Raw genomic sequence first — 20,145 nt, 5'->3', positions numbered from 1 at the left:
CGGGTCGTCCTCTCGTGCGGTCGGGGCGGCGTCGGGGCGACGCGCTGCGGGTCGGCCGACCGGCCCGCGGGGGTGTCAGTTCGTGGCCGGGTCGGCGAACCAGACGATGCGCGACTCGCCGTCGGCGGTCGGTCGCAGTCCGAGCGGCTGCGACGAGGCGTGCAGCACCTCGAGCTCGCCGCCGCCGGCGGCCGTGCCCGCGGTGAAGTCGAGCGCGGGGCCCGCGACGCCGTCGGCCGCTCCGAGCGAGAGCGACGACAAGGCGGAGGACACCTCGGCGGGGTCGACGCTGTCAGCGGTCGCGACGGCACGGACCAGGGCCACGACGGCGTCGTGGCTGCGCGAGTCGGCCTGGGCGGCGACCGCCGAGAAGGGTTGGTCGTCGGTCAGGTTGGTCGCCGCGTCGTCGGAGGCGAGCACCCGGACGGCGCCGAGGTAGGCCGACATCGACCGCCCCGCGGCGTCGGAGCGCAGCGCGACGGCGTCGTCCGAGTCGACCCCGACCGTGACGAAGCCGCTCGACAGGCTGCCGCCGCCTGCGCTCAGCGCCGTCGAGAAGGCGGGGCTCGTGGCGTCGGGGGTCAGCAGCACGGGCACCCGGAGGTCGGTGGCCTGCAGCGCCGAGACGAGGCCTGCCTGACGCGCGGCCGAGCCGCTGAGCACCACGGCGTCGGACGGGTCGGTGACGGGCTCGGGAGCCTCGGTCGTGGCGTCGGGGTCGTCGAGCGGCGCCGCGGAACCCGTCAGTCGGGCGACCTCGTCGGCGACGGCGTTGTCGTCCCCGATCGTCGACGCCGTGAGCACGCGGGCGACCTCGACGCCGACCGGTGAGCCGCCCCCGAGGTCGACGACGAGCGTGCTCCGGGCGTCGCCCAGGGCCGCGGCGAGGGCCGCCCCGGTGGTGGCCTGCGACGGAGAGGTCGACCAGGCGCCCGAGACGCCGTCGGCTTCGTCGGACGCGCCGTAGGGCAGCACGACGGGCACGCCGGCATCGCTCGCCGCGTCGAGGGCACCCGAGACGTGCGGCCCCGCGGAGGCGACGACGATGCCGGCGACCCCCTGGTCGACGAGCGACTCGACGGCCGCTCGGGCGCCGTCGACCGTGCCGCCGTCGTCGACGGTCACGAGCGAGACGTCGGTGCCGCCCAGCTCGAAGCGGCGCTCGGCGACCCGGGCCCCCTGGGCGGCACCGTTCCACTCGGACCCCTCGCCCTGACCGAGGGTCAGGACGACGCCGAGCCGGGTGTCGTCGGGCAGGCCGGAAGCGGTCAGCGCGACGGGCACCGATGCCGGCACGGGGGCCGCCTCGGGTTCGCGGTCGGCGCGGACGGCGACCCCGGCGGCCACCGAGGCGGCGGCAACCACGGCGACCCCGGCCGCGATGGCGACGAGGGTGCGGCGCGGGGTGCGCCGACGGCCCGTCGCCGTGTCGCCGACCTCGTCGGTGGTCGTCTCGGAGGTCACGTCGTCGGCCGCGTGGCTCATCGGGTGGCTCCGATCGTGAAGGCATAGAGCGTGGTCGACGTGGCGCCCGAGGGGACATCGAGGTGGAAGGCGGGCAGGCTCGCGGCCGCCTCGACCGACGCCGTGAACTGCGCATGGCGCAGCATGATGCCGGCGATGTCGTCGGCGCGGACGTTGGCATAGCCCGAGGCGTTCTTCGAGGCGAGGGCCAGCTGGTAGTCGGCGGTGTCGGCCTTCGCGGCGCTCGTCGCCATCGCCCCGAGGATGCCCGAGCCGTCGACCTCGCGGTCGCCCAGGTCGAGCAACACGGCGGCGAGGTCGGCGGCCAGCAACGTGCGGGCGCCCTCGACGTCGCGGGTGGACGACGCCGTGCTCTGGCCGATGCGTTCGAGCGACGCGGCGGTCTGCTGGTCGAGGGCCGCGGTGAGACCCGCGGTCTGCTCGCCGAGGGCCCCGCGCTGCTGCTCGATCGTCGCCTTGGAGTCACCCACGACGACGTCGGACGTCGACGAGAGACCGGCGATCGAGCGGTCGAACGCGTCGACCACCGACTGACGGCTGATCGCGCCCTGCTCGGAGACGACGCGCACCTGCTGACCGACGACGGCCTTCACCTGCGCGTCGGCCTCGCCGCCGGCGCTCTCGAACGCGTCCTCGACCTGCTGGGCGAGGGCGTCCTGCTGGGTCTTGACGTCGTTCAGGCGGTCGAGGAGGCGCGCTCCGTCGGTCAGGGCGGCATCGGTCTCGGCGCGCAGTCGGTCGACCGAGCCGCCGACCGAGCCGTCGTTGCCCTCCACCGCGTCGTCGACGTCGTCCACCGCGTCGCGCAGCGTCTGGACGCGCTCGTCGAGGGCCGCCAGCGAGGCGCCGAGCCCCTGCGTGGTGTCGCGGGTGTCCGTCGCGGTGACCACGGCGTCCCACGCCGCGGCCTGGTCCGTCAGGCGGGCGTCCATCGGTTGCGAGTACGGGAAAGGCGGCCGGAGGGTGGCGGGCTCGGGAGCGGGTTCGCCCGACCCGTCGTCGGCGACCGGGCAGCCCTGATCGGTCAGGTACGACCGCAGGCGCTCGACCTGGTCGAGCGAGAGACCGGTCTCGTCACCGTCGGCGCGCACGACCTCGCAGAGCTCGTCAGCGATCCCGGCGTTCTGTGCCTGCATCGAGCCGAGCGTGTCGGCGTCGCCGATCTGCTGACGGGCCCGCGAGGCACGGTCGTGCAGGTCGCTCACCTGGCCGCGGACCGTGCCCGCACCGGTCGCGACCGACTCGACGGCCGTGTCGAGGGCGGCCAACGACGTCGCCACGTCCGCCCGCGAGGGGTCGGTGGCGAGGCCGGAGAGCTCGGTCTGGATCGCCGTCAGGTTCGCCTCGAGGTCGGTGTAGCGGTCGATGGCGTTCTGGGCGAGCTCGGGCTGCAGCGAGTCGGCGAGGTCGGTCCCCTGGTCGACGAGGCCGATGAGGGAGTCCGTGACGAGGTACGACGACGCGAACAGCGAGCAGGTCAACGACTGCTGGTCGACACACGACTCGAGGTCGGGCTCGGCCGGGCCCACCGTACGGTCGAGGGCCGCGGCGACCTCGTCGCGGCAGGCCTCGTTCGACTGGGCGTATCCGTCGAGCTGCGCCGACACCTGCAGCAGGCTGCCGTAGACGCTGGAGGCCTGGGCGGGCGGGGCGACGACCGTCGCGCACCCCTCGCCGTCGAGCGTCACGGTCGGGGCCGTCGCCGTCGTGTCGCCCAGCAGCGAGTCGACGCTGGCGACCGTCGTCTGCAGCTGCGACCGGACGGTCGACTGGGTCGACGTGACCGTCGAGCCGAGGTCGGCCTCGAGCGACGTCAGCTGCCCGGTGAGCCCCTGCATGGTGCTCGCCAGCGACGAGCTGCTGTCGCGCAGTTGCTCGGCCGTCCGGACGCCGAGGGTGTCGGACGTGCTGACCAGGTTGGTGCGCACCTCGGTGATGGTCTCGCCGGCGCGGCTGAGCACGAGGTTGACGTCGGACACCAGGTCGATGGTGCGCTGCTGCAGGGCCAGGTCGGAGGTCGGGCTCGAGTCGAACGCCGACGCGAGCACGCCGTCGACCGAGAGATCGGTCGACAGACCCGCCTGCGCGGCGAGGTCGAAGGTCGGAGCCGCGAGGTCGTCGGCGTCCACGACGAGGTGCAGCGTCGTGCTCGCTCCCGAGCGGGGCGGGGCCAGCAGGGCGCCCCACTGGACCACGGCGTCGCCCGAGGCGTCGGCGCTGACGATGCCGTCGGTCGTGGCACCGCCGGCCGAGGAGTCGGTCACGACGGCACTCGGCGAGACCCCGGTCAGCACGGTCGAGGCCGCGATGCTGAGCGGTGCGCCGACCAGGGCCGGATCGGTGCGCGAAGTGCCCGCCGCGTCGTAGGTCAGCTGCTGCGGGGCGACGGTGAGGTTCTCGACGGTGAGGTCGATCTCGACCCGGCCGTCGTGCCCCTCGAGGTCGGCCAGGTCGGAGCCGGAGCCGTCAGCGGTGCGGTACGACGTGGTGACGCGGATCGGCAGGTCGTCGGCGACGTCGGACGGCGTGTACACGGTGGTCGCGGACGAAGACGTGCCGGTGCTGTCGTCGACCGAGATCGCGGTGCTGTCGACGGCGGTGATCGATCCGTCGCTCGACAGCGACGTCTCGACGGTCTGCAGGAGGCGGGTCGGGGTGGCGACCGCGGGCGTGGCCGAGGTGCAGCCCGTCGCCACGACGGCGACGACCCCCACGACGCCGACCAGGGCGAACGCCCGGCCGTGCTTCCGTGGCGCGACGACGCCGTGCGTCGCTCGGTTCGAGCGCGCGACGGCGCCCTTGTGTGGTGCTCCCCAGGTCATGACGACCAGTCCCCTCGTGATGACAATCCTTCCGCCACCCTACTGGAGACCCTCCACAGACTGATCGGTCGAGCACCCCCAAGATGAGGTACTGTCGGACGCGTTCGAGCCCCCGGGGGAGGTCTCACGCGGGGGCGTCATCAACCACAGGGGAGTCCCACATGTCACGCGTTCTTTCGACCGAGCAGGCCAAGACGGCCATCAACCAGGTGCAGGGCATCATCAACGGCGGTTTCACCGACCAGATCAGCCAACTCGACGCGCAGGGCCGCATCCTGTCCGACCCCAACGTCTGGGACGGCCCCCTCGCTGCGACCTTCCGCGGTTCGACCTGGCCCGAGACCAAAGCCGCCCTCGACAAGGCCAAGACCGAACTCGAGCAGCTCCGCACCCAGCTCGACAAGATCTCGCAGGACATCTTCTCCGCCGGCGGCGGCGCCTGACCGGAGAGCACCACCCGGCGCGCAACACCGCCAGCACCACGCACCACCAGCATCACCGGACGTCCCCGCCACCCGACGCAACACGCTCGGGAGGCGGGGACGTTCGACCACGGCACGGTATCGAGGGGGAGAACACCGTGGCTGATCCGGACGGCAACGAGCCGGTCCCGTTCGACGACGCGACCGCCGACGCGCTGACGGAGGCCTTCGACGCCGCCGCCGACGACCTCGTGGCCCATCCGATGAACATGACGAAACACCTCCAGCTGGCCGCCCTGCTCGATCGCTTCGCTGAACTCGTAGACGCCATCGGCGAACGCGAATTCGCTGCTCTTTATCGCGATCACGCTCAGGCCCTCCGGGTCCTGTCCGACCAGGCGGAGGTGAAAAGCATCGGCACCGACATCGTCGCCAGCCTCCGCGTCGGCTCAGGCACCCTGGCCGACCGGTACCTGATCCACGCAGACGGCACACCGGACGTCGAACGCTCGCGCGAGTACGTCGTTCTGGTCGATGACATCCGGAGGCGCGCGAAACACATCCCCTGACGAGCGAACGTCTACGCGAGGGTGGGCAGCGAGATCCTGGTCCAGGATCGCGTGCTCATCATCGGCGCTGTCGTCCTGCGCGTTAGGGCTTTGCCCCGGGCAGGGAACCTCAGAGGACAAGGCTGGAAGGAGGACGTGTTCGCGAAGTGTGAAGACACCCAGCCCAGATCGTCGGCTGCGAGCCGCGATGTATTGGGAGTCCCGATGGAATCGAATGAAACCGCTCGTCCGCACACCGGTGACGCGTTCACCATCCCTCTTGGTGGCGGCAAGTACTACCTCGCTCACGTCATGGCAGACCACGGCCTGAACCAGAACTACGTCGTCGTTTTCGACGTCGTGGTCGACGACCGTGATCGAGCCATCGATGGTTTGCAGGGAGCCACCCCACTCTTCTCCGCTCTCGTCCTCGACACGCTTTTCACCGAGGGCCGGTGGGATGTCATCGGCAGGTCCGACGGCGATCCGAACCGGTACCTGCCTGCTTACCGAGTGAGCACGGCTCCCGACGAGTGGTACGAAGAGAGCTTCGACGCGAGGCGACGGCGGCTCGCCTCGGTCGTCGAGATCGAGGCCCTGCCCCTGCGCACGACCTGTTCCCCGACTGAGCGATCTGCCACGGGATTCAGGCAGAAGCAATCCACACGATGCGGAAGGACGCGCGCTGTGAACTTGACCCAGGGTGACTTGTTCACCATCCCGGTGGGTGACGGCACGGCGTACGTGGCGCATGTCGTCGGCGTCCTCAGGAAGAAGAACTTCTACTTCGTCGTCTACGACTTCCGAACTGACGAGACCTCGGCCGAACGCGACGCTGAGGAAGCGCTTCAGCACGACGTGGTTCTCGCTGGTCAGACGATGAGCACGTTGTTCGTCGACATGGGTTGGCAGGTCGTTGGAACAGCCCCCGTCGATGCAGACAGATGGCTTCCCGCGTACAAGGTGACCATCGGCGATGCAGACTCGTGGTTCGTGGTGGATTTTTCCGAAGAACGTCGCCGGCCTGCGACAGCCGAAGAAGTCGAAGATCTGCAGTTCCGGACGACGAGAGCCCCGGCGGGAATCGCTGCAGCTGTCCGCGCTCTGGCAGGCAAGGCACCCTGGGAGGATCGCTTCGACGAGCTGCTCCCCGCCGACGCCCGGCGCGCAGCCACCGTCTTCCGAGATTGAGTCCACCTGCCGAAGTCGCCGTCCACGAAGATGGCACACCAGACGTCGAGCGCTCCCGCGAGTACGTCGCCTTGGTGGACGACATCCCAAGGCGCGCCAAGCGGATGTCTTGACGAGCATCGAAAGACCTCTTCACCGCCGGCGAGTGACCCGCCCCCGACGTCGCGTGGAGTTCTGGAGTAGAGGTCAGGATGGACGACAGGCGAGAGTGCGCACCCACGAGGCAACTGATCGGACCGGATGATGAACGACGACGAGACGCTGCGTGCCTTGCACTCGTTGCTCATCACGAAGGAGAGGCCATGGAGCTGACCAGCGGCGCGGGGGCTTCGTCCCGTGACGACGACCGCAGGGCTTACGCCGAGCGGACGATGGAGAAGGCTCGGCGGCTGACCGCCGAGGGCCACCCCGACCTGGCTCTCTCACACCTCGAGAGCCTGGCGCATCAGGTAGTCGACGAGTGGCCGTTCGACTCGGCACTCGGCGTCGAGATCCTCGCGGCGACGCAGGCGGCACGACAGAGGACGTCGAGCCCATGACGCGAGCGTCAGAATGATCGGGATGCGCAGTTGACCGAAGAAGACCACGCTGAACGCCGCCGTCCTGCGACGCCGGAGGCCGACTCGTTCCGCTGAGCAGGGGTGGAACACCTGCCGCGGGGATGCCGACAGCGACCCGCGCCGGGACAGGACGGAAAGGCACCCCGACAGACCTGTTCGTGCCAAGATCGTCTCCGGGGGCGGCCCGACATGGGCGAGGTCCTGACGAGTACGGACGCCTCGGCCCACGGCCGGGCACCCAGGGGGACCATGAGCACCGACCGCACCTCGGCACCGACCGAGACGAGACCCCGGCGGCTGACCCCGACGACGGCGGTCGCGATGCCGTCGTCCACGCGCCTCCTTCTCTCGGCCCTGGGATTCGTCGCCGGCGTCGCCATCGCCCTTGTGGGCGGTGCCACGCCGGGGCTCGTGATCACCCTCGGGCTCGTGCTCCTCGCCGCGTCGTTCCTGCTGGGCCGGCTGCGCGACCGGACCCGGGCCACCACGATGCCGATCGTCCTGGCCAGCACCGCGAGCATCCCGATGGTCTCGTCGGGACCACCGAACATCCTCATGGTGCTGACCTTCGCTGGCGCCGCCCTGTTCGGTCACGCCCTCGGCACGGCCAGCCGCGCCCGACACGAAGCTCGCGAATCCGCAGCCCTGCCGTCCGACCCCGCCACCGTGCCCGGCCGCACCGTGTTGCTGTGGCGCATGGGACGCGAGCAGTTCGAGGTGATCGACCCGTCCGAGAAGCGGCTGCGCACCGTGATCCGGGGGCCGAAGGGCAACGTCCCGAGCAGCATCGAGCTGCGCCGCGACACCGCCGGGCTGGACGTCCTGCGGCCGGCCGACGTCCCCGTCGCCGTGCTGCACACGATGGACGTCCGCACGGGTCCCTGGTACGAGATCGTCGACGCCGTCGCGGCCCCGGGCCCCGGCCAGCCGGTGCCAGCCAACCCCTCCCCCGCGGCGTACCGCGACCGGGCCGTCGCGGCGGCCGTCCATTTCAGCCGTACCGGCGGCCCGTTGCCCTCGGCCCCGTGGGCCCCGACCGCCCGCGGCTGAAAGACCAACAGACTGTTCTGCACCCTCGGCACGATTTCAGGCTAAAGTCGAGCCGTTCGAGCCTCGGGGGCGCGTCTCGCTCACCGGCCAATCCATCAGGGGGTAACCATGTCACGCGTTCTTTCGACCGAGCAGGCCAAGACGGCCATCAACCAGGTCCAGGGCATCATCAACGGCGGTTTCACCGACCAGATCAGCCAGCTCGACGCCCAGGGCCGCATCCTGTCCGACCCCAACATCTGGGACGGCCCGCTCGCCGCCACCTTCCGCGGCTCGACCTGGCCCGAGACCAAGGCCGCCCTCGACAAGGCCAAGACCGAACTCGAGCAGCTCCGCACCCAGCTCGACAAGATCTCGCAGAACATCTTCTCCGCCGGCGGCGGCGCCTAGGCATCACCGCAGACACCGGCTGCTCCCCACGGGAGCGGCCGGTGTCTCCTGCCTCCGCGGCCTGGGGACGCGGCGGCTGATCGATCCATCTGCACCGGGGGAAACGACGACATGACCGATCTGCACGGCAACGAACCGCTGAAGTTCAGCTTCTGGGCGGCCGACAACCTGAAATCGGCGTTCACCAACGCCGCGACCGACGTCGAGGGGCAGACCGCCTCGCGCGCCGCGGCGGTGACCACGGGTTCGCAAGAGTTCGCGGGGCTGTTCGCCGACCTGTTCAAGGAGAACGCCGACACCGCCGCGGTGGGTGCGTCCGGTCTCTGCCAGACCCTCCGCGAAGCCGCGGACTTCGTCGACCAGATCATGGAGTCGGCGAAGCGGGAGAACGCCCGCCGGCGAGAGGCGCGGGAGTACTACGAGCGCCTCGAGGCCCGCAGCGGCTGGGACAAGTTCATCGACGGCTTCGACGGCGTCGAGCAACCCCCCACCACGAAGAAAGAGGACCAGCTGGTCCTCAGCTCGACCTACGTGCCGCCGGCACGCGAGGTCCCGACGGGCGGCGGCTCGGCCGGGCCCACCTCGTCGGCCCTCCCCGCGAACCTCCGGTCCTTCTCCTCGACGACGACGGCCCTCGACGGCGAGCTCGCCTCGCGGCCGGGCACGCTGACCGCCGCCCTCGACACGTTCGCGACCCAGTGCGACTGGGGCTCGTTCACCGCCGACGGCCTCGTGCGAGCCCTCTCGGACTGGCTCGGCGCCAACGCCAACGATGCGGCGTGGGCCACCACCGTCGCCGACAAGTTCGCCCAGGCCGGTGGTGAGGGATCGGTCTCGACGCTGTCGAACGCCGCCATCGCGGCCTCCCTGCAGGCCTCCGGCATCGCGCTCGGCCGCGACGACCTCCTCATCGAACCGACCCAGGCCTTCGGCGGGGCCCCCACGAGCGGCTACTCGGTCGACCCGGTGAACACGACCACGGGCAACTTCCTCGAGACCGAGGTCGACCTCGCGTTCTCGGGCGCGAACAGCACACTGCGCCTCAGCCGCATGTACAACAGCCTCGACCCGCACGTCGGCCTCTTCGGCCCCGGCTGGGCGTCGGTGCTCGAGACACGCCTCACCCTCGACGACGAGGGTGCCGCGTTCACGATGGCCGACGGCCGCCAGGTGCTGTTCCCGCGGCTCGGCGAGGGCTGGGACCGCGGCGTCGGCGAGAATTTCTGGCTCGCCGCCGAGGGCTCGACGCTCGTCGTCCGCGACAACGCCGGCAGCCGGTGGCGCTTCACCCCGTCCGGCCTCTGGCTGGGCAGCGAAGGAGGCGCGGGTACGGCCGTCGAGGTCGCCCGCCACCCCGACGGCCTGCCCGCGCGCCTCACCCACGCCCGCGGACGCTGGATCGAGATCGACTACGTCGACGGCCGCGTCGCGGTCGCCACCGGCTCGGACGGCCGCCGGGTCGAGTACGCCTACGACGACGCCGGCCGCCTGGTCGGCGCGACGAGCGAGGTCGGCACCCGACGCTACGGCTGGAACGACGCGGGGCTGATCGAGAAGGTGACCAGCGCCTCCGGAGTGGTCGAGGCCGTCAACACGTACGACGACCGCGGACGCGTCGTCGAGCAGCTCACCCCGCACGGTCGCACCGTGCGCTTCGCCTACTTGCGCGGCCGTGTCACCGTGGTGTCGGACACCGACGGCAGCCGCTCGAACACCTGGATCTCGGACGCCAAGGGCCGCCTCGTCGGTGTGCTCGACACCGACGACCACCGCCAGTCGATGAGCTACGACCCGCACGGCAACCTCGTCTCGGTCGTCGAGCGCGACGGGTCGACGACGGTGCACGGCTACGACGACCGCGGCCGCAAGGTCCGCACGGTCACCGCATCGGGTGCCGACCTCACCTGGGGGTACGACGACCTCGACCGCGTCACGACCCTCGTCACGGAGTCGGGCTCGGTGGTGCAGTACGAGTACGACGGCGACGACCGCGACCCGTCGGTGATCGTCGACCCCGAGGGCGGGCGGTCCGAGCTGATCTGGCGCGACGGTCTGCTCGAGCGCGTGGTCGACCCGACCGGAGTCACGGTCGTCTGCGTCTACGACGCGTTCGGCGACCTCGTCGCGACCACGAACGCCGTGGGCGACGTCGCGCGGATCGAGCGCGACCACACGGGCCGACCGGTCGTCGCCACCAGCCCGTCCGGTGCACGGACGACCTTCACGTACGACGCCGCGGGGCTGCTGACCGCGCGCCGTGACCCCGACGGGGCGACCTGGCGGTTCGAGCACGGGCCCGGTGCCCGGGTGACGGCCGTGGTCGACCCCCTCGGTGCGCGCACCGAGTACGGCTACGGCCCCCACGGCGAGCTCGAGACCACCACGGACCCGCTCGGTCGCGTCGTCTCGCGGCGGTTCGACGATCAGGGCAACCTGTCGGCGATCGTCCTGCCCGACGGCGGCGAGAACCGCTTCGGCTGGGACGCTCTCTCGCGGCTGCGGACGGTCACCGACCCGGCCGGTCACGACTGGACCCGCGAGTACGACGTCACCGGCGCCCTCACCGCGACCGTCGATCCCACCGGCGTGCGTCAGGAGGCGCGGGTCGACCAGGCGGACGGCACCGGCACCCTGCGCGACGCGTTCACCACGACCACCGTCCGGTTCGACGAATACGGCCGCCCCGTCGCGACCGAGGCGCCCGACGGATCAGCCGAGCTGACCACCTACGACCGGTGCGGACGCGTCGTCGAACTCGTCGACGGCGAAGGCGGCCTCACCCGCCTCGAACGCGACCTCGCCGGACGCGTCACCGCCGTCGTCACCCCCACCGGCGCCCGCACGACCTACGAGTACGACGCCTGCGGACGCGCCGCCGCGAGCACCGACCCGCTCGGAGCACGCACCACCCTGACCTACGACGCCGACTCCCGGGTCGTCGCCCGCACCCTGCCCACCGGCGAGGTCGAACGCATCGACCACGACGCCGCCGGACGCATCGTGGCCCGCCGGGTGCCCGGCCAGGGCACCGCCCGGTTCGGCTACGACGCCGCCGGACGACTCACCTCGACCCAGGACACCCGCTACGGGCAACGCCGCTTCCGCTACGACGCCGCCGGCCAACTCGTCGAAGCCGTCAACGGACTCGGTGGGGTCACCCGCTACGAGTACGACCTGCGCGGCCGCGTCGTCGCGATCACCGACCCGCTCGGTAGTGTCACGCGTCGCGAATACGACGCGGCCGACCGTGTCACGAGCGTCGTCGACCCCCTGGGCCGCACGACGACCGCCGAGTACGACGCCGCCGGACGGCAGCTGCGGCAACGCGACCCCGACGGGCACGTCACCGAGTGGCTGCACGACGCCGCCGGACGACCGGCGACGACGAGCGTCGACGGGCGCGAGACGAGCACGGTCAGCGTCGACCCCGTCACCCGCGCGATCACGGTCACCGACCACACGAACGGAGCGGGCCACGACGTAGAGCACCGGCTCGAGTACGACCGGCGCGGTGGGCTCGTGCGTCGTTCGCGAGGCGACTCGGCGATCGCGTGGGAGTACGACGCCGACGGCCGCCGCACCGCGCGCGTCGACCCGGACGGCACCCGCACCGAGTACCGCCGCGACCTCGCGGGGCGGGTCGTATCGATCGTGCACGCCGGAGTCGAGTCGACCGTGTCGTACGACGCCTCGGGCCGCATCGTCGCCTCGACCGGCGGCGACCTGCTCCAGGCGTGGTCGTACGACGACGGCGCCCTCGCCGAGCACACCACCACCGGCGTCGACGGCGCCACGACGACCACGATCACCCGCGACGCGTCAGCCCGCATCGCTCGCATCGACGGCCCCTCGGGCACGGTCGAGTACGGCTACGACGACGCCTGCCAGCTGACGACGCTGCGCACGGGCTCCGGCGGCCTCGCCACCTGGACGTACGACCTGGCGGGCCGTCTCGTCGCCGAGACCCACGACGGCGTCACCACGACGTCGACCCACGACGCCGCCGGGCAGATCACCAGCCGCGACCTGGCCGATGGGCGACGGGTCGAGTACGTCCACGACGGCCTCGGCCGACGCGTCCGCGAGATCGCCGACGACGGCACGTACACCGAGTACGCCTGGTCGGCCCTCGGCTGGTTGACCGACATCACGCGCCGCGACGCCGACGCCCGAGTGGTCGAGCGCACGTCGCTCTGGGTCGACGCCCTGGGCGAGCTCGCGACCGTCGACGGAGCCGACGTCTGGTGGGACAGCGCCAGCCCCCTCCCCTCCCTCGTCTCGCTCGGCGGTTCGTCGGTGACGACGCTTCCGGGAGGCGCGACCCGCGTCGGCGAGGACTGGCTCGCCTCGGCCTGGCGGGGTGCCCACGCGACCGACGCGACAGACCCCTGGGGCGCCGACCGCGCCTCCTCGACGGCCGGACCGGAGCTGCCCGGTGGGATGACGCTCACGGCCACCGGTGGTCTGCAGGTCGCCGGGCTCGACTGGCTCGGGGCCCGGGTCTACGACCCGACCGCCCGAGGGTTCCTCTCGGTCGACCCGCTCGCACCGGTGACCGGCGCGGCCTGGGCGGGCAACCCGTACTCGTACGCGGGCAACGACCCCCTGCACGCCCTCGACCCCCTCGGACTGCGGCCGGCCACCGACGCCGACCTCGCTGACTACGCGAAGGCCACCCAGGGCGCCTGGGCCAACGCCGGCGACTGGTGGGACGACAACTGGGAGTACGTCGTCGCTGGTGCCGCCATCGTGGGAGGTGTCGCGCTCATGGCCACGGGCGTCGGCGGACCGGCGGGCATCGCGTTGATGGCGGCGTCCGGCGCCCTGCTCTCGGGGGGCATCTCGGTCGCCTCGCAGAAGGCCACCACGGGCGAGGTCGACTGGAGCAAAGCCGGGACGGACGCCCTGATCGGGGGCGTGCTCGGTGGGGCGAGCGCCGGTGCCAGTGCGTTCGCGAGTGCCTTCGGTGGCCGTGCTGCGAGCCTCCTGAGCAGCGGGGCCAGCCGCGCAGGCTCGGCGTTGACGAATGCTGGAGGCCGCGTGGGCTCCGCAATGGCCAACGCCGGCCAAAAGGCGTTCAGCGCCACGACCCGGGCCGTCACCTCTCAGATCGGCAGGAACACCATCTCCAATGCCGTCGTGGGCGGTGCCGGCAACGTGGGGACTTATTACGTGACGACCCCGCAGAGCGAGTGGGACCTCACGGATGCCGGCGGATCGTTCGTCGGCGGGTTCGTGAGCGGTGGCCTCACTGCGAACGCCGGGGCAGCAGCCGACGCTCTGCCCGCGGCCATGTCCGCCCTCCGGCCTGTGGTCCGATACGGCATCGGCAGTCTCGGGAGCGCCGGCGGCGGATTGGCGGAGCGAGGGATAACGGGTGATGACTACTCGGTCGCCGATATCGGGTTCGACGTCGTCGGTGGCAGCGTGATGACACACTTCCCCGGCGCAGCGGAGTTGGGTGCCACGAACGTGGCCGCCCACGTCGGAACGGCTTGGGCCGGTCAGCATGCCTCATGGATGATGGACGGCACGCAGTTCGTGCTGGAACAGACAGGAGCCCTCCCGTGACCACAGACGTGACGACCACGGACGCCGACCACGACCACGACCACGACCACGACCACGACCACGACCACGGTTTCATGAACCGCATCAGGCTCGTGAACGGGATCGCGGCGCTGGTGGCCACGGCCCTGCTGATCGTGGTCCTCGTCCAGGTGCCCTGGACGACCACCGTCACCTACAACAGGCTGGCGAGGGAGTTCGGCGTGCCGGTGTACTCGCTCGTCGCGATCCCGATCGTCCTCACGATCACGTGGTGGCGAGGAAAGACGCCGGCGAGCGCGCCCGCCCCCACCCGACCGCAGAAGATCCTGGCGATCGCCATCCTCGTCCCGTTCCTCGTCCTGTTCCTCGGCGCTCAGGCCGTGCTCGCCCAGGCCTACCTCCAAGCAGGCGGCGCCTGGTGACGGCAGCGCGAGCGCATCCTCCCCAGGACATCGTTGCGAGACCCGTCGAGGATGCATGAAGCTGGGGATCGTGGGCCCAGACCGACTGGTAGAAGCAGCCGAGGCAGACCGCCTTCGCAGTCGGACGACTGGGTCATGAAGAATACGACTGCACGAGCCAAGAAACCGCTCACGCCGGTGGCAGCTGTCATCGCTGTCGCCGGGGTGGTCGTCGGAGTCCTGGTGACGGTCACGGCTGCCGGCGCGGGGCTCGTGCCAACGCTCGTGACCCTCGTGGCCGGCATCGCCTACGGTGCGCTCATCTTCGCGTTCCCGCCTCGGAACCGGGCCGTCGCCATCGGGGCGTTGCTTCTCGTCCCGCTCGTGCTCATCGCCATCGTCGCCCTGCAGGACGTCGTGGGGTCCGTCCAGTACGCCTGGATCTTCGGCGTCATCGCCGGAGGAGTCTTCGCCGGATACTCCTGGCGTTCGATGCCCGGCGCCGAGAAGCGGGGATGAGGTCCCCCAAACGGGCGAAGAACAATTTGATCGTCGCCGCGATCGTCCTGGGTCCACTCATCATCGGCGTGGGCCTGTTCGTCGTGGCTCCCACCGCACTCATCCGGTACGACGAAACGCATCAGACCGACGTCACGTGCACGGTGACGTCCGCGGAAGGCGGGGTCCGCTCCTCGGTCTCCCGGATCGGAGCAGGCAGCTCGCGGGCCCAGGTCGAGATCCGCACCGACGACTGCGGAGTCCTGCTACTGCAGGAGGGTGTCACCGAAGACAACAGTGCCGAGATCGCCGCTCGGCTCACTCCGGGTGGCCACTACGTGTTCACGATCGGTGAGGGATCGTGGTCGGCCCGTGGTGCCTTCGAACTGTTCGGCAAGTCACCTCTCGTCTACGGTTATGCACCCGCGACGCAAGGTTGACGAGGGCCCCACGCGTCGACCGCGCCGCGCCGCCTCGAGCCTCAGCTCAGCGGCTCGTAGGGCAAGACCGTCCCGTTGCCGCACCGGACGGAGTCCGACGTGCCGCTGACCGAGTAGATGACGTTCGGGTACCAGCCGGTCGGCTCGACGTCGGCCAGGGCTCCCGTGCTCTTCGGGTAGACGGCCGTGACGACGTCACCCGAGGCTGTGGCCGCGTCGGGCACGTCGACCCGCTCGCCGTCGACTCCGACCGTCACGGTGGCCGAGCGGAAGGTGCCGGCGCTGTAGTCCGACGACAACACCGTCTCGTCGTCGCCGCTGAGGACGAGCATGAACGTCGCGTTGTCCGTGTCGCCGTCGACGGGCAGTCCCGTGAAGACGACCTCGTAGGCGTCGGCCGTCTCGGTCAGCTCGACCGTCCCGGTCACGCCACCCTCGAGGTCGCACGACGCCTGGCCCGGAGTCGCCGCCGGGGTCGAGGCGCTCGTCTCGGCGGAGTCACCCCCTCCGGCCGCCTCCTCGGACGAGCCCGCCGAGCACCCGGCGAGCAACACGCTCAGCGCCACGGCCCCGATCGCCCCGAAGGCCCGCGTTCGCGTGTTCGTCGTCGTCGACATGGTGGTCTCCCCTACAAGTGGCGTGTCGCGGCCGGATGCCGACCGCCCCCGTCGACGCTAGCAGCCCAGGACAGACCGGTCCGGTGACGACAGCTATCGCAACTATGGTGGCGATTCAGGGGAGATCAGTTACTACTAGACCTGTGATCCCCCAGCATCGAGTAGCGAATTGGCACTGCCAGACGGTGATCACGATGACCGATATTGCGCGACTCCAAGTTGCAGATGGAACAGATCACTTCTCTGGCCAGATCGATTCACTCTTCGGGCATCCAGGAGGCGGTCGAGAAATGTATGCGCCAGATCGTTCATCTACGAGCCGAGCGGATTAGTCAAAATCCATTATGAAGTTGTCATAGATGCCCTGGAGACAGACCTCGAACGTGCGCCCGAGGATCGACTATCGGGCGCGAATGATTCTGCGCTGAGAACCGTGATATCCGCATTGAGAAGCGCACAGGCATTGACCCCTAGCGCTCCTCCCGGCGAATTACTGGCCCAACTGAGTGTGGCCAGGGGCGTAGTTCGAGAATGGTTTTACACTTTCGAGCCCGCAGGCGAAATTCTCAGGGCATATTTTGCAGAACAAGACCGCCTGGCGTAGAGCGTGGCGACGTCACGAGAAGCCATGAGTGGGTATGTGACGACGATGGGACCCTCGGTCAGGACGGCAGCGACGCGACCCACGCCCGGAACGACTCGAGCTCGGCACTGCGCAACACCACGGTCGGCGGCGCGTCCACCGCGGCCCCCAGGAAGGCCAGTCCGCCTGGGGCCTCGCCCTCGAGCACGTCGCCGACGGCCGTCGCCGAGCGCTTCGGCCACGCCTGGGTCCACACGGCGTAGAGCGTCGGCCCGTGGGTCGACTCGAGCACGGCGTTCTCGTCGCCCAGGAAACGCACGAGCTCGTCGAGACGCACCCCGGACCGCCCCTCGGGCACCGTCACGACCACGCCCGGTGCGCTCGGCCGGCGCTTCGAGGGCACCGCGACCGGCACGGCCTCGGCGGTCGCGCCTCCTCCGCTCCACGGCGCCACGGGCACCCGCGGCCACGGCTCGGCGGGCACCACATCCGATCGGTCTCGTCCGAACAGCCCCATGACGTCATCCCCTTCGGCCCCGCAGCGGGCGGGACCCGGATCGACCCTAGCGAGACCGACCGCAGGAGGCGCGGGTGACGCCACCCGCGCCTCCTGCGGTACGCGAGAATGGCCCGATGAGCGCTTCACTCGTGGCCAAGGGCCTGGCCGGTGGCCACGGGCACCGCACCCTGTTCGACGACCTCGACCTGACCGTCGCCCCGGGCGACGTCGTGGGCGTGGTGGGCGTCAACGGGGCCGGCAAGTCGACGTTGCTGCGCCTCCTCGCGGGGGTCGACGAGCCGCAGGCCGGCACGATCACCCTGAACCCCGGCGACGCCTTCGTCGGCTGGCTGCCACAAGAGCACGAGCGCGTGCCCGGCGAGACCGTCGCCGACTACATCGGCCGCCGCACCGGCAGCACGCAGGCCACCGCCGAGATGGACGCCGCCGCGGCAGCCCTCGGCGACCCCGATCCGGCCCCGCGCGCCGACGGCCTCGACCCGTCCGACGTCTACTCGACCGCCCTCGACCGGTGGCTCGCCAGCGGCGCCGCCGACCTCGACGACCGTCTGCCCCAGGTGCTCGCCAACCTCGGCCTCGACCGTGACGGCGACGGAGCCGTCGGCCCCGACAGCCCGATGACCGGCCTCAGCGGGGGCCAGGCCGCCCGCGTCGGCCTCGCCGCCCTGCTGCTCAGCCGCTTCGACGTCGCGCTGCTCGACGAGCCCACCAACGACCTCGACCTCGACGGCCTCGAACGACTCGAGCGCTTCGTGCAGGGGCAGCGCGGGGGCGTCGTCCTCGTCAGCCACGACCGCGAGTTCCTCGCCCGGTGCGTCACGAAGGTGCTCGAGCTCGACCTCGCGCAGTCGTCGAACCGCGTCTTCGGCGGTGGCTACGACGCCTACCTCGACGAGCGCGAGACGGCCCGCCGTCACGCCCGCGAGGCCTACGACGAGTTCGCCGAGAAGAAGGCCGACCTCGTCGGTCGTGCCCGGACGCAGCGTGAGTGGTCGAGCCAGGGCGTCCGCAACGCGATGAAGAAGGCACCCGACAACGACAAGATCCGCCGCAAGGCCTCGGCCGAGTCGAGCGAGAAGCAAGCCCAGAAGGTCCGCCAGATGGAGAGCCGCATCGCCCGCCTCGACGAGGTCGACGAGCCGCGCAAAGAGTGGCAACTCGAGTTCACCATCGGCGCGGCCCCGCGGTCGAGCTCGGTCGTCTCGACCCTGAGCGGGGCCGTGTTCCGCCAGGGCGATCCCGCCACGGGCGAGTTCGTGCTCGGTCCGGTGTCGCTGCAGGTGGACGGTGGCGACCGCATCGGCATCACCGGCCCGAACGGCGCCGGCAAGTCGACCCTGCTGCGCGGCCTGCTCGGCCGGCAGCAGCCGAGCGAAGGAGGCGCGAGTCGCGGAGCCAGCATCGCCGTCGGCGAGATCGACCAGGCCCGCGCACTCCTGGCCGGTGACGTGCCGTTGGCCGACGCGTTCGAAGCGCTCGTGCCGGACTGGCCCCAGGCCGAGGTGCGGACGCTGCTCGCCAAGTTCGGGCTCAAGGCGGACCACGTCTCGCGCCCGGTCGACGAGCTCTCGCCCGGCGAACGCACCCGGGCCGGCCTCGCCCTGCTGCAGGCTCGCGGCGTCAACGTGCTCGTGCTCGACGAACCCACGAACCACCTCGACCTCGCCGCCATCGAGCAGCTCGAGCAGGCCCTCGAGTCGTACGACGGTACGCTGCTGCTCGTCACCCACGACCGGCGCATGCTCGAGACGGTCCGGCTCGACCGCCACTGGAGGGTCGAGGGCGGCACCGTCACCGAATCGTGAGCCCGCCGACGACGCTGCCGGTGAACGACTCCCCCGGGCCTCGACTACCGTCGTCGTCATGACCCGAACCACCCGACTGGTCGCGGTCGCCGTCGCCCTTGCCCTGCTCACGGGCTGCACCGCGAACCCGACAACCCCGAGCGAGCCCACGGGCGGCGCCTCCGCGGACGGGACCTCGTCTGCCCTGCCGACCCGCGCCTCCTCGGAGCTCGCCGACTGGGCCACCGCCCTCGACGACCGTGACGACTACTCCGCCCGCTGGGTCGCCGTCGGCGACTCGATCTCGGAGGGCATGGGCGCCTCGACCGTGGACTCCCGCTGGATCGACCTGACCCTCGACGGCCTGCGCGAGCGCTACCCGACCGACGACGTGCCGGGCGGGGTCGGCTACCGGCCGGCCGCGTTCGCCGTCGCTCCCCCGGCGTCGACCTGGGCGCGCTGGGCCTCGAGCAGCGAGGGGTCGGTGTCGGCCTCGTCCCGCACCGCCGACCTCGGTTACCGCTCGGTCACGCTCGGGGCCGGCGCGACCACCACGTACCCGTTCACGGGCACCGACCTCGACCTCTGGTGGTCGAGCGGCCGCGGCACCTTCAGCTACACGGTCGACGACGGCGACGCGGTCGAGGTCGACACGCGCGACTCGATGGCCACCAGCGGCATCTCGTCCGTGACCGGGCTCGACGCGGGGGCCCACACCGTGACGATCCACGCCGAGACGCCCGTCGACATCGAGGGTCTGACCGCCTTCGACGGGGATCGCGACCGCGGCATCACGCTCTTCGACTCGTCCCGCTCCGGCGCCACGGCCCGCACGTTCACGGCCGACCTGCCCGGGTACCTCGACTCCATCGCCGCGACGAAACCCGACCTCGTCACGATCACGCTCGGCGCCAACGACGCGTTCAGCCGCACGCCGGACCAGTTCGAGGACGACTACCGCACCCTGATCGACGGCCTGCAGAGCCTCGACGACCCGCCGTCGGTCATGCTGATGGGCGAGTTCGTGCCCGGGACGAACCTCACCGAGGGACTGGCCGGGGACGCGTCCGAGTACGACGCTGTCGTGCAGCGCCTCGCCGACGAGACCGGTAGTGCCTACATCGACCTCGCCGACGCGCTGCCGGCCGACGGGGTCGCCTCGCTGCTCTCGGCCGACGGGGTGCACCCGAACGACGCCGGCCAGCGCGTCATCGCCGACTACGTGCTCGACCAGCTCAGCGTCCGCTGAGCCGCGGCTCGGGACGGCTCGGCTGGGCTCGGCTG

Annotated in this window: 16 protein-coding genes; 12 read left to right on the top strand and 4 right to left on the bottom strand. The window is 71.1% G+C overall.

What is annotated here, in order from left to right; all coding sequences use genetic code 11:
- Positions 1 to 75: 75 nt before the first annotated feature.
- Positions 76 to 1,485 carry an ABC transporter substrate-binding protein gene (locus BIV04_RS11365; RefSeq protein WP_083396379.1) on the bottom strand — a complete coding sequence of 470 codons (1,410 nt, stop codon included), beginning with the start codon at positions 1,483 to 1,485 and terminating at the stop codon, positions 76 to 78.
- A complete protein-coding gene (locus BIV04_RS11360; protein ID WP_083396378.1) occupies positions 1,482 to 4,307 on the bottom strand; it encodes a hypothetical protein in 2,826 nt (941 codons plus the stop codon). Before BIV04_RS11360 ends, BIV04_RS11365 begins: the two co-directional genes overlap by 4 nt.
- Positions 4,308 to 4,468: 161 nt before the next feature.
- Between BIV04_RS11360 and BIV04_RS11355 the strand changes: the two genes are divergently transcribed.
- From BIV04_RS11355 to BIV04_RS11310, 10 genes are all read left to right on the top strand, one after another.
- Positions 4,469 to 4,750 (top strand): hypothetical protein, encoded by a 282-nt coding sequence (locus tag BIV04_RS11355; RefSeq protein WP_054147110.1) that lies wholly within the window; start codon positions 4,469 to 4,471, stop codon positions 4,748 to 4,750.
- A 137-nt stretch (positions 4,751 to 4,887) separates the two neighbouring features.
- Entirely contained in the window at positions 4,888 to 5,298 is a 411-nt protein-coding gene (locus BIV04_RS11350; RefSeq protein ID WP_071256379.1) for a hypothetical protein, read from the top strand.
- Between the two features lie 51 nt (positions 5,299 to 5,349).
- Positions 5,350 to 6,468 (top strand): Imm26 family immunity protein, encoded by a 1,119-nt coding sequence (locus tag BIV04_RS11345; RefSeq protein ID WP_143048679.1) that lies wholly within the window; start codon positions 5,350 to 5,352, stop codon positions 6,466 to 6,468.
- A gap of 302 nt (positions 6,469 to 6,770) precedes the next feature.
- On the top strand, positions 6,771 to 7,007 hold the full coding sequence (locus BIV04_RS11340) for a hypothetical protein (protein ID WP_071256377.1): 237 nt from the start codon (positions 6,771 to 6,773) through the stop codon (positions 7,005 to 7,007).
- A gap of 270 nt (positions 7,008 to 7,277) precedes the next feature.
- A complete protein-coding gene (locus BIV04_RS11335) occupies positions 7,278 to 8,078 on the top strand; it encodes a hypothetical protein (protein WP_071256376.1) in 801 nt (266 codons plus the stop codon).
- Positions 8,079 to 8,186: 108 nt separating this feature from the next.
- On the top strand, positions 8,187 to 8,468 hold the full coding sequence (locus tag BIV04_RS11330) for a pyrophosphorylase (RefSeq protein ID WP_071256375.1): 282 nt from the start codon (positions 8,187 to 8,189) through the stop codon (positions 8,466 to 8,468).
- A 111-nt stretch (positions 8,469 to 8,579) separates the two neighbouring features.
- Positions 8,580 to 14,039 (top strand): DUF6531 domain-containing protein, encoded by a 5,460-nt coding sequence (locus tag BIV04_RS11325; protein ID WP_071256373.1) that lies wholly within the window; start codon positions 8,580 to 8,582, stop codon positions 14,037 to 14,039.
- Positions 14,036 to 14,440: a hypothetical protein gene (locus BIV04_RS11320; RefSeq protein WP_071256371.1), complete on the top strand. Its 405-nt coding sequence runs from the start codon at positions 14,036 to 14,038 to the stop codon at positions 14,438 to 14,440. Before BIV04_RS11325 ends, BIV04_RS11320 begins: the two co-directional genes overlap by 4 nt.
- Positions 14,441 to 14,575: 135 nt before the next feature.
- Positions 14,576 to 14,938: a hypothetical protein gene (locus BIV04_RS11315; protein WP_143048678.1), complete on the top strand. Its 363-nt coding sequence runs from the start codon at positions 14,576 to 14,578 to the stop codon at positions 14,936 to 14,938.
- Positions 14,935 to 15,357 carry a hypothetical protein gene (locus BIV04_RS11310; protein ID WP_143048677.1) on the top strand — a complete coding sequence of 141 codons (423 nt, stop codon included), beginning with the start codon at positions 14,935 to 14,937 and terminating at the stop codon, positions 15,355 to 15,357. The genes BIV04_RS11315 and BIV04_RS11310 overlap by 4 nt, the downstream gene beginning before the upstream one ends.
- 41 nt (positions 15,358 to 15,398) lie before the next feature.
- Here BIV04_RS11310 and BIV04_RS11305 read toward each other — a convergent pair whose 3' ends face one another.
- Together BIV04_RS11305 and BIV04_RS11300 are read right to left on the bottom strand one after the other, a co-directional pair.
- Positions 15,399 to 15,974: a hypothetical protein gene (locus tag BIV04_RS11305; RefSeq protein ID WP_071256365.1), complete on the bottom strand. Its 576-nt coding sequence runs from the start codon at positions 15,972 to 15,974 to the stop codon at positions 15,399 to 15,401.
- 662 nt (positions 15,975 to 16,636) lie between these two features.
- A complete protein-coding gene (locus tag BIV04_RS11300) occupies positions 16,637 to 17,074 on the bottom strand; it encodes a hypothetical protein (RefSeq protein WP_143048676.1) in 438 nt (145 codons plus the stop codon).
- A gap of 116 nt (positions 17,075 to 17,190) precedes the next feature.
- Here BIV04_RS11300 and BIV04_RS11295 point away from each other — a divergent pair, with 116 nt between their 5' ends.
- Positions 17,191 to 18,882, top strand: a complete 1,692-nt coding sequence (locus BIV04_RS11295) for an ABC-F family ATP-binding cassette domain-containing protein (protein WP_071256361.1) — start codon at positions 17,191 to 17,193, stop codon at positions 18,880 to 18,882.
- A gap of 58 nt (positions 18,883 to 18,940) precedes the next feature.
- Positions 18,941 to 20,110: an SGNH/GDSL hydrolase family protein gene (locus BIV04_RS11290; protein ID WP_071256360.1), complete on the top strand. Its 1,170-nt coding sequence runs from the start codon at positions 18,941 to 18,943 to the stop codon at positions 20,108 to 20,110.
- Positions 20,111 to 20,145: the final 35 nt, after the last annotated feature.

This window comes from Frigoribacterium sp. MCBA15_019, assembly GCF_001864945.1.
Lineage (GTDB): Bacteria > Actinomycetota > Actinomycetes > Actinomycetales > Microbacteriaceae > Frigoribacterium.
Note: the sequence above shows the minus strand (reverse complement) of the source record. Positions and strands in the feature narration are given on the sequence as shown.

What these genes read in the sequence shown, in the direction of transcription:
- BIV04_RS11365 (WP_083396379.1), bottom strand. Translation starts at nt 1,485, where the DNA reads ATGAGCCACGCGGCCGACGACGTGACCTCCGAGACGACCACCGACGAG.
- BIV04_RS11335 (WP_071256376.1), top strand. Translation starts at nt 7,278, where the DNA reads ATGAGCACCGACCGCACCTCGGCACCGACCGAGACGAGACCCCGGCGG.
- BIV04_RS11355 (WP_054147110.1), top strand. Translation starts at nt 4,469, where the DNA reads ATGTCACGCGTTCTTTCGACCGAGCAGGCCAAGACGGCCATCAACCAG.
- BIV04_RS11330 (WP_071256375.1), top strand. Translation starts at nt 8,187, where the DNA reads ATGTCACGCGTTCTTTCGACCGAGCAGGCCAAGACGGCCATCAACCAG.
- BIV04_RS11300 (WP_143048676.1), bottom strand. Translation starts at nt 17,074, where the DNA reads ATGGGGCTGTTCGGACGAGACCGATCGGATGTGGTGCCCGCCGAGCCG.
- BIV04_RS11315 (WP_143048678.1), top strand. Translation starts at nt 14,576, where the DNA reads ATGAAGAATACGACTGCACGAGCCAAGAAACCGCTCACGCCGGTGGCA.
- BIV04_RS11310 (WP_143048677.1), top strand. Translation starts at nt 14,935, where the DNA reads ATGAGGTCCCCCAAACGGGCGAAGAACAATTTGATCGTCGCCGCGATC.
- BIV04_RS11360 (WP_083396378.1), bottom strand. Translation starts at nt 4,307, where the DNA reads ATGACCTGGGGAGCACCACACAAGGGCGCCGTCGCGCGCTCGAACCGA.
- BIV04_RS11325 (WP_071256373.1), top strand. Translation starts at nt 8,580, where the DNA reads ATGACCGATCTGCACGGCAACGAACCGCTGAAGTTCAGCTTCTGGGCG.
- BIV04_RS11290 (WP_071256360.1), top strand. Translation starts at nt 18,941, where the DNA reads ATGACCCGAACCACCCGACTGGTCGCGGTCGCCGTCGCCCTTGCCCTG.
- BIV04_RS11340 (WP_071256377.1), top strand. Translation starts at nt 6,771, where the DNA reads ATGGAGCTGACCAGCGGCGCGGGGGCTTCGTCCCGTGACGACGACCGC.
- BIV04_RS11305 (WP_071256365.1), bottom strand. Translation starts at nt 15,974, where the DNA reads ATGTCGACGACGACGAACACGCGAACGCGGGCCTTCGGGGCGATCGGG.
- BIV04_RS11295 (WP_071256361.1), top strand. Translation starts at nt 17,191, where the DNA reads ATGAGCGCTTCACTCGTGGCCAAGGGCCTGGCCGGTGGCCACGGGCAC.